The following is a 3,283-nucleotide window of genomic DNA, read 5'->3' on the forward strand; positions in this document are numbered from 1 at the left end:
ATCGTGCGCATTTCGCATTCGCGCGGAATTCCGGTGCTGGTCGACGGCAGTCAGAGCGCCGTGCATATGCCTATCGACGTGCAGGATCTCGACTGCGACTTTTTCGTCTTCACCGGGCACAAGGTTTATGGCCCGTCGGGCATCGGCGTGCTCTACGGCAAGAAGGACATTCTCGCTGGCATGCGGCCCTTCATGGGCGGCGGCGAGATGATCGAGGAGGTGACGGAAGACATCGTCACCTACAACGAGCCGCCGCACCGCTTCGAGGCCGGCACGCCGCCGATCGTCCAGGCGATCGGGCTGGGTGCCGCGCTCGACTATATGGAAACGATCGGCCGCGAGCGCATTGCCGCCCATGAGGAAGACCTCAAGAACTACGCGCATGAGCGGCTGCGCTCCATCAATTCGCTGCGCATCTTCGGTGATGCGCCCGGCAAGGGCGCCATCATCTCGTTCGAACTGCAAGGCATTCATGCGCATGACGTGTCGATGGTGATAGACAGGCAGGGCGTTGCGGTGCGGGCGGGCACGCATTGCGCCCAGCCGCTGTTGAAACGCTTCGGCGTAACCTCCACATGCAGGGCATCGTTCGGCATGTATAATACCAGGGCCGAAGTCGACGCTTTGGCCGAGGCGCTTGAAAAAGCGCGCAAATTCTTCGGATGACGAGTTTTTTGGGTGACGACCATGGATGATGCAAGCATCGCTGCCGAGACCACTCCGGAAACCGCGCCCAATACGCTGGTTTCGGGATCAGCCATTCCAGCCGACGAACTGGCGCGGCTGACCGACGACATCGTCTCGGCGCTGAAGACGGTCTACGATCCGGAAATCCCGGCCGATATCTACGAGCTCGGCCTGATCTACAAGATCGACATCGAGGACAATCGCTCGGTCAAGATCGACATGACGCTGACCGCTCCGGGCTGCCCTGTCGCCGGCGAAATGCCCGGCTGGGTCGAAAATGCCGTCGGCGCCGTCGAAGGCGTGTCCGGCGTCGAGGTCAACATGACCTTCGACCCGCCGTGGTCGGCCGACCGCATGTCGGAAGAGGCGCAGGTCGCGGTGGGTTGGTACTAGCGTTGGGCCTGGCATACTTGCGCCAGGGGTAAAACTTCACCATTTTAGGTGAGGAATCATTCGGCAGGCCTTGAACCTGCATGGAATGGAAGGAAAAAGAATGGGACGCTTTGCCGTCATCACGATGACCGAAAAGGCCGCCGACCGGGTGCGCGAGATTGTCGCCACGCGTGACAATGCGCACGGCATCCGCCTCGGCATCAAGAAGGGCGGCTGCGCGGGCATGGAATATACGGTCGATCTGGTGACCGAGCCCAATACCAAGGACGACCATATCGAGCGCGACGGCGCGCATGTCTATGTGGCGCCCGAGGCAGCGCTATTCCTGTTCGGCACCGAGATGGATTTCGAGCAGACGACGCTGCGCACCGGCTTCACCTTCCACAATCCGAACCAGAGTTCGGCCTGCGGCTGCGGCGAATCCGTCGAACTGAAGCCGGCCGACCTGAAGGCGCTGGCAGAGGCACGCGCCTCCGCCTGACCCTCCTTCGCCCGTTTACGGGGCTAATCCACCCACATGCCCGTGCGCTTGTGCCAGTCGGCGATCGATTCCTCGGGATAGACGTCGAAGACCTTGTCATGCTTGCCAACCACCGGCTCCACCCAGTTCGCCTTGTATTTCAGCATGAGGTGCACCTTGCTTGGCGGAATGGGTAAATCGCTGTCGATCGCCGAAGCGAAGGGATGCACCAGCTCCGGCCATGTCGGGTCGTAGAGCCAAAGGGCTGATCCACATTTCTTGCAGAAATTGCGCTCGCCGGTCGAGATTTCGCAATGCGGATGCTCGTCGTCCTCGATCTCCGCCCGAAAGACGCCGAGGCTGCGCTTGCCCCTGATGTTCAGTGTTTCGTTGTCGGCACCGAGATTGATGGCAAACCCGCCGCCGCCCTGCTGCTTGCGGCAGATCGAGCAGTAGCACAGCATGAATGGCGCCGGCGTGTGGCTCTCCACCTCGAAACGGACGGCATTGCAGCGGCAGGAGCCTTTGAGCAGCACGGGCATAGCGGGAACTCCGATCGACCTCACACAACCTGTCAGCATGATTTTGGTTGCGGCGATGACAAGGCCAAACGCCGGTGACATGATCGCGGCATGGACAATGAACGCATCGCCGAACTGTTCGAAGGCCTCGGCCCGGTCAGCATCCGAAAACTGTTCGGCGGCAAGGGCATCTATTTCGACGGTGTCATCGTCGCCATCGTGCTGCGTGGCGAATTGCTGTTGAAGGCCGACGAGCAAAGCGTGCCCGAGTTCGAGGCCGCCGGCTGCACGCAATGGACCTATACCGGCTCGCGCCACGGCAAGCTGGTCGCCATGCCCTACTGGAGCGTTCCAGACAGCGCTTTCGATGATCCCGACGAGATGACGATCTGGGCACGCCGGGCCTATGAGGCGGGGCGACGGGCGGGGAAGTAGATTCCCGCAAGCGCGAGGCCACCCCCTCATCCGTCCGCTTCGCGGCCACCTTCTCCCCGAGGGGAGAAGAGGTCGACGTCGGCGCTGCAAGCTCCTCTCCCCTCGGGGAGAGGTCGGATTGCCCCGAACTGTTCTTTGCAATTCGGTCTTGGGAATCCGGGTGAGGGGGAACCTTCGCTGCGTGACCCTAAAGCGCCTTCGCAATCCTCGCCGCCAGCCGCGCATTATTCTCGACCAGCGCGATGTTCGTCTTCAGGCTCCTGCCGCCAGTCAGTTCGAGAATCTTTCCCAGCAGGAACGGCGTCACCGCCTTGCCGGTCACGTTGAGCGCCTCGGCGGCCTTCTGCGCGGCCTCGATATAGCCGGCCATCTCCTCAGCCGGGATTTCGTGGTTTTCCGGCACCGGATTGGCAATCAGCATGCCACCGGCGAGCCCCAGCGCTGCCCTCGTCTGGTAGAAATGCGCGATCTCTTCCGGCTCGTGCAAGGTCAGCGGCGCGCGGAACGGCGAATGCCTGGACCAGAAGGCCGGCATCGTCTCGCAGCCAAGGCCGACCACCGGCACGCCGCGCGTCTCCAGCACTTCCAGCGTCTTTTCGATGTCGAGAATGGCCTTGGCGCCGGCCGAGACGACGATGACCGGCGTGCGCGCCAGCTCGTCGAGATCGGCGGAAATGTCAAAACTCTTTTCGGCGCCCTTGTGCACGCCGCCGATGCCGCCGGTGGCGAACACTTTTATGCCGACCATATGCGCCGCGATCATCGTGGCGGCGACCGTGGTGCCACC

General features: G+C 62.3%; 6 protein-coding genes. 4 read left to right on the plus strand and 2 right to left on the minus strand.

Annotation, left to right across the window (positions count from 1 at the left end; genetic code table 11):
* The 3 genes from EN939_RS26590 to sufA all read left to right on the plus strand — a co-directional run.
* On the plus strand, positions 1 to 666 hold a 666-nt coding region (locus EN939_RS26590), incomplete at its 5' end, for an aminotransferase class V-fold PLP-dependent enzyme (RefSeq protein ID WP_127270726.1).
* A gap of 21 nt (positions 667 to 687) precedes the next feature.
* A complete protein-coding gene (locus EN939_RS26595; RefSeq protein WP_127270728.1) occupies positions 688 to 1,080 on the plus strand; it encodes an SUF system Fe-S cluster assembly protein in 393 nt (130 codons plus the stop codon).
* Between the two features lie 100 nt (positions 1,081 to 1,180).
* Complete coding sequence (gene sufA, locus EN939_RS26600; protein ID WP_013532156.1) at positions 1,181 to 1,561, plus strand: Fe-S cluster assembly scaffold SufA; 381 nt, start codon at positions 1,181 to 1,183, stop codon at positions 1,559 to 1,561.
* Positions 1,562 to 1,584: 23 nt separating this feature from the next.
* Here sufA and EN939_RS26605 read toward each other — a convergent pair whose 3' ends face one another.
* Positions 1,585 to 2,082 carry a GFA family protein gene (locus EN939_RS26605; RefSeq protein ID WP_127270730.1) on the minus strand — a complete coding sequence of 166 codons (498 nt, stop codon included), beginning with the start codon at positions 2,080 to 2,082 and terminating at the stop codon, positions 1,585 to 1,587.
* A gap of 90 nt (positions 2,083 to 2,172) precedes the next feature.
* On the opposite strand from EN939_RS26605, the gene EN939_RS26610 reads away from it, so the two are divergent.
* Positions 2,173 to 2,496, plus strand: a complete 324-nt coding sequence (locus tag EN939_RS26610; protein WP_127270731.1) for a TfoX/Sxy family protein — start codon at positions 2,173 to 2,175, stop codon at positions 2,494 to 2,496.
* A gap of 187 nt (positions 2,497 to 2,683) precedes the next feature.
* Here the strand turns inward: EN939_RS26610 and EN939_RS26615 are convergent.
* On the minus strand, positions 2,684 to 3,283 hold a 600-nt coding region (locus tag EN939_RS26615; protein WP_164751237.1), incomplete at its 5' end, for a pseudouridine-5'-phosphate glycosidase.

The sequence above is a fragment of the Mesorhizobium sp. M7A.F.Ca.CA.002.05.1.1 genome, from assembly GCF_003998335.1.
In the GTDB taxonomy this organism is placed as follows: Bacteria; Pseudomonadota; Alphaproteobacteria; order Rhizobiales; family Rhizobiaceae; genus Mesorhizobium.

Bases quoted from the DNA above. Each gene is read 5' to 3' on its own strand.
- EN939_RS26595 (WP_127270728.1), top strand. From the start codon at position 688: ATGGATGATGCAAGCATCGCTGCCGAGACCACTCCGGAAACCGCGCCC.
- sufA (WP_013532156.1), top strand. From the start codon at position 1,181: ATGGGACGCTTTGCCGTCATCACGATGACCGAAAAGGCCGCCGACCGG.
- EN939_RS26605 (WP_127270730.1), bottom strand. From the start codon at position 2,082: ATGCCCGTGCTGCTCAAAGGCTCCTGCCGCTGCAATGCCGTCCGTTTC.
- EN939_RS26610 (WP_127270731.1), top strand. From the start codon at position 2,173: ATGGACAATGAACGCATCGCCGAACTGTTCGAAGGCCTCGGCCCGGTC.